The organism is Citrobacter sp., from assembly GCF_050252275.1.
Taxonomy (GTDB): Bacteria; Pseudomonadota; Gammaproteobacteria; order Enterobacterales; family Enterobacteriaceae; genus Citrobacter_A; species Citrobacter_A amalonaticus.
The window spans coordinates 1-5273 of record NZ_JBFWLF010000307.1 but is presented as its reverse complement, the minus strand read 5'-3'; the positions used below and the strand labels follow the sequence as shown (position 1 = coordinate 5273).

The following is a 5273-nucleotide window of genomic DNA, read 5'->3' as shown; positions in this document are numbered from 1 at the left end:
CGTATATACGCCAATGTGAATGGCTTCCTCGACCCGGTTGATTTCCGGGGGCAACTGGTGACCGTCGTTGGGCCGATTACGGGTACCGTTGTAGGTAAAGTGGGTAGCACGCCGTACAAATTCATGACCATGGACGTGACGGGCTACAAACGCTGGCGGCTTGCTCAGCAGGTGGTGATGCCACCACAACCGATCGACCCGTGGTTCTACGGCGGGAGAGGCTGGCCGTATGGCTATGGCGGTTGGGGATGGTACAACCCTGGTCCTGCACAGGTTCAAACGATCGTCACAGAGTAACGCGTTGTATTATCAGTAAAAGAAACAGCGGCTGGTCCGCTGTTTCTGTTTTATTAACGTCATAACAAAAATAAATAGTGACGCGCTTCGCAACCTTTCAGTTGAGTAATTAATAAACTGGTACGCTGAGTTAATATTATGTTAACGACTTGTTTATTATCTGGGGTTGAGATGACGACGAACACTCATTTTAGAGGTGATGCAGTGAAGAAGGTTTGGTTAAACCGTTACCCCGCAGATGTGCCTGCGGAGATCAATCCTGACCGTTATCAATCCCTGGTGGAACTGTTTGAACATGCTGTCGCGCGTTATGCCGATCAGCCCGCGTTTATGAACATGGGGGAGGTAATGACCTTCCGCAAGCTGGAGGAGCGTAGCCGCGCCTTCTCAGCTTACCTGCAACAGGGGCTGGGACTGAAAAAGGGCGATCGCGTCGCGCTGATGATGCCAAACTTGCTGCAATATCCGGTGGCGCTGTTTGGCATTTTGCGTGCCGGGATGATTGTGGTGAACGTCAACCCGCTTTATACCCCGCGTGAACTGGAGCATCAGTTAAACGACAGCGGCGCGGCGGCGATTGTAATTGTCTCCAACTTTGCCCATACCCTGGAAAAGGTGGTAGACAAAACCAGCGTGAAGCACGTCATTCTGACCCGTATGGGCGATCAGCTTTCCACGGCTAAAGGCACGCTGGTGAACTTCGTAGTGAAGTACATCAAACGACTGGTGCCGAAATATCATCTGCCGGATGCGATCTCTTTTCGCAGTGCGCTGCACGCCGGGTACCGTATGCAGTATGTTAAACCGGAAGTGGTTTCTGAGGACCTGGCGTTTTTACAGTACACCGGCGGAACGACCGGAGTGGCGAAAGGGGCGATGCTGACGCACCGCAATATGCTGGCTAACCTGGAGCAGGTGAAAGCCACTTACGGACCGCTTTTGCATCCGGGTAAAGAACTGGTGGTGACCGCGTTGCCGCTGTACCACATTTTTGCCCTGACCATGAACTGCCTGCTGTTTATCGAGCTGGGAGGGCAGAACCTGCTGATCACCAACCCGCGCGACATTCCGGGGCTGGTTAAAGAGCTGGCGAAGTATCCGTTTACCGCGATGACCGGCGTGAACACTTTGTTTAACGCCTTGCTGAATAATAAAGAGTTCCAGCAACTGGATTTCTCTTCGTTGCATCTTTCTGCGGGTGGCGGCATGCCAGTGCAACAGGCGGTGGCAGAACGCTGGGTAAAACTGACAGGACAGTATCTGCTTGAAGGGTATGGCCTGACCGAATGCGCGCCGCTGGTCAGCGTTAACCCGCACGATATTGATTATCACAGCGGCAGCATCGGCCTGCCAGTGCCATCGACCGAAGCCAAACTGGTGGACGATGACGACAACGAAGTGTCGCCGGATCAGCCGGGTGAACTGTGCGTGAAAGGGCCGCAGGTGATGCTGGGCTACTGGCAGCGTCCGGACGCGACCGATGAAATCATCAAAGACGGCTGGCTACACACCGGTGATATCGCAGTCATGGACGATGAAGGCTTCCTGCGCATTGTCGATCGTAAGAAAGATATGATTCTGGTCTCCGGCTTTAACGTTTATCCGAACGAGATCGAAGATGTGGTGATGCAGCATCCGGGCGTGCTGGAAGTGGCTGCCGTCGGTGTTCCGTCCGGCAGCAGCGGCGAAGCGGTGAAGATTTTTGTGGTGAAAAAAGAGGCTTCACTCACCGAAGAGGCGCTGGTCACTTTCTGCCGCCGTCAGCTCACGGGCTATAAAGTCCCGAAACTGGTTGAATTCCGCGATGAACTGCCGAAATCAAACGTCGGCAAAATTTTACGTCGAGAATTGCGTGACGAAGCCCGTGCCAAAGTGGACAATAAGGGCTGAGCGTTAAGCAACACGTCAAACGCCGGGTGAATCCGGCGTGAGAGTGATCGCAAACCTTATGCCGATACCGGACAAGCCGAGATCACCTTATTAAAAACCAGGAAAATCAATTTATTGATTTTCGGCTGATAACCACAAAGAAGGAAAAACCACGCTTTTTTCTTCTTTGTCAGCAATCTGACGCCGGGTGAATCCGGCGTTTTTTTTGGCGTAAACCGAAGAGAATGCAATTTGAATTACCAAATGATCACCACTGACGACGCGCTGGCGACCCTGTGCGAAGCGGTCCGTGCGTTTCCTGCGATTGCCCTGGATACCGAATTTGTTCGTACCCGCACCTATTATCCGCAACTGGGCCTGATTCAGCTGTTTGACGGCGAACATGTCGCGCTGATTGATCCGCATGGCATTAGCGACTGGTCGCCGCTGAAAGCGATTCTGCGCGATACCGCCATCACCAAGTTTTTGCACGCGGGCAGTGAAGATCTGGAAGTCTTTCTGAATGCGTTTGGCGAACTGCCGCAGCCGCTGATCGATACCCAAATCCTGGCGGCATTTTGCGGTCGTCCCCTGTCGTGGGGTTTTGCATCAATGGTGGAAGAGTACACCGGCGTGGCGCTGGATAAGAGCGAGTCACGTACCGACTGGCTGGCGCGTCCACTGACTGAGCGCCAGTGCGAATACGCGGCAGCCGACGTCTGGTATCTGTTACCGATTGCCGGGAAACTGATGGCGGAAACCGAGGCGGCGGGCTGGTTGCCTGCGGCGCTGGATGAGTGTCGTCTGATGCAAACCCGTCGTCAGGAGATCCTAGCACCGGAAGATGCCTGGCGCGAGATCACCAACGCCTGGCAGCTACGCACGCGTCAACTGGCCTGCCTGCAACTGCTTGCCGACTGGCGTCTGCGTAAAGCGCGTGAGCGCGATCTGGCGGTTAACTTCGTGGTTCGCGAAGAGCACCTGTGGTCCGTGGCGCGCTATATGCCCGGCAGCATGGGCGAACTCGACAGTCTGGGGCTTTCTGGCAGTGAAATTCGCTTCCACGGCAAAACGCTGCTCTCGCTGGTTGCCAAAGCGCAGGCGTTGCCGGAAGAGGCGCTGCCGGAACCGCTGCTGAATCTGATGGATATGCCGGGTTATCGCAAAGCGTTTAAGGCGATCAAGGCGCTGGTGACGGAAGTGAGTACGGAACATCAGGTCAGCGCAGAGCTGCTGGCGTCACGTCGTCAGATCAACCAGCTGCTCAACTGGCACTGGAAGTTAAAGCCGCAGACAACGGAACCTGAACTCATTTCCGGCTGGCGTGCGGTGTTAATGGCGACGAAGCTCAATACGCTACTGCAGGAATACCCGCAATAAGCGGCTGTTGCCGGATGTCATTGGCGGCATCCGGCACGATGGTTTTACGACTCTAACACCTTACAAATGGCATCACCGACCTGCTGCGTCGATGCGCTGCCTTTCAGATCCGGCGTTTTAGGGCCAGTGGCAATGACGTGCTCAATCGCTGCCAGAATTCCGTCATGCGCGGCGGTGTACTTCGCTTCTCCTGCACCGAGGAAATCCAGCATCATCGCCCCCGCCCAGATGGTCGCAATCGGATTGGCGAGGTTTTTGCCATAAATATCCGGTGCGGAACCATGTACCGGTTCGAACAACGAGGGGAAGTTACGCTCAGGGTTCAGGTTAGCCGAGGGGGCAATGCCAATGGTGCCGGTACAGGCCGGGCCGAGATCGGAAAGAATGTCGCCAAACAGATTCGAGGCGACCACCACATCGAAGCGCTCCGGCTGCATCACAAAACGGGCGCAAAGAATATCAATGTGCTGCTTGTCCCAGCGGATATCGGGATAGTGCTGCGCCATGGCTTCTACGCGTGTATCCCAGAACGGCATACTGATTGCCAGACCATTGGATTTGGTCGCCGACGTCAGCGTCTTACGCGGGCGGCTTTGGGCTAATTCAAACGCATAGCGCAGAATACGATCCACGCCCCGACGGGTGAAAACGGACTCCTGGATGACCACTTCATGCTCAGTGCCAGGGTTAATATGCCCGCCCAGCGAAGAGTATTCCCCTTCAGTGTTTTCACGCACGACGTAGAAATCAATATCGCCAGGCTTCTTGCCGGCCAGCGGGCAGGGCACGCCGGGGAAGAGGCGAACCGGGCGCAGGTTCACATACTGATCGAATTCCCGACGGAATTTCAGCAGCGACCCCCACAGGGAAATATGGTCCGGAACCGTCTCCGGCCAGCCGACGGCGCCAAAGTAAATGGCGTCAAAGGAGGATAACTGTTCGCGCCAGTCATCCGGCATCATTTTCCCGTGCTCAAGGTAATAATCGCAACTGGCCCATTCGAACGTCTCAACGCTGAGCGACAGATCCCAACGTCTGGCGGCGGCCTGCAAAACGCGAATGCCTTCTGGCAGCACTTCCTTACCGATGCCATCACCAGCAATGGCGGCAATACGACAGGTTTTTTTCATACCAGTTCTCACTTGTAGGGTAGCAAAATTGACTTCCTCCTTATCCTATAATTGACTGATCCACAGTTAATCTCCCTAACTGGTGAAACATAAAACACAGATCATGAATAATCCTCCTCTGCTGACTGATTTACGCGTCTTTATGCTGGTCGCCCGTCGGGCGGGATTCGCTGCCGTCGCCCAGGAACTGGGGGTCTCACCCGCCTATGTCAGCAAACGCATTGCGCTGCTTGAACAGAACCTGAATGTGGTTCTGCTGCACCGCACCACGCGTCGCGTCACCATTACGGAAGAGGGTGAGCGCATCTATGAATGGGCGCAGCGTATTCTGCATGATGTCGATCAGATGATGGATGAACTCTCTGATGTCCGGCAGGTTCCGCAAGGGATGCTGCGCATCATCAGTAGCTTTGGTTTTGGTCGACAGGTGGTGGCTCCTGCGCTGTCCGCCCTGGCAAGACAATATCCGCAACTGGAGTTGCGCTTTGATGTGGAAGATCGGCTGGTGGATTTGGCTAATGAAGGTGTCGATCTCGATATCCGTATTGGCGACGACATTGCGCCAAATTTGATCGCTCGCAAGCTGGGAACGAACTA

5 protein-coding genes are annotated in these 5273 nt (G+C 54.7%); 4 read left to right on the top strand and 1 reads right to left on the bottom strand.

Features of this window, described 5'->3' with window-relative positions:
• The 3 genes from AB7E14_RS20070 to rnd form a co-directional block, all read left to right on the top strand.
• Positions 1-297: Slp family lipoprotein (locus AB7E14_RS20070; RefSeq protein WP_428169851.1), on the top strand; the 297-nt coding region annotated here is incomplete at its 5' end.
• Positions 298-501: 204 nt separating this feature from the next.
• Positions 502-2187 (top strand): long-chain-fatty-acid--CoA ligase FadD, encoded by a 1686-nt coding sequence (gene fadD / locus AB7E14_RS20065; RefSeq protein ID WP_061070023.1) that lies wholly within the window; start codon positions 502-504, stop codon positions 2185-2187.
• 231 nt (positions 2188-2418) lie between these two features.
• A complete protein-coding gene (gene rnd, locus AB7E14_RS20060; protein WP_316961742.1) occupies positions 2419-3546 on the top strand; it encodes a ribonuclease D in 1128 nt (375 codons plus the stop codon).
• Between the two features lie 44 nt (positions 3547-3590).
• Here the strand turns inward: rnd and AB7E14_RS20055 are convergent, their stop codons facing one another.
• Positions 3591-4676, bottom strand: coding sequence for a tartrate dehydrogenase (locus tag AB7E14_RS20055; RefSeq protein WP_043000420.1), 1086 nt, complete (start codon positions 4674-4676; stop codon positions 3591-3593).
• 82 nt (positions 4677-4758) lie between these two features.
• On the opposite strand from AB7E14_RS20055, the gene AB7E14_RS20050 reads away from it, so the two are divergent.
• Positions 4759-5273, top strand: a 515-nt coding sequence (locus AB7E14_RS20050; protein WP_428169850.1) for a LysR family transcriptional regulator, incomplete at its 3' end; no start/stop codon positions are given.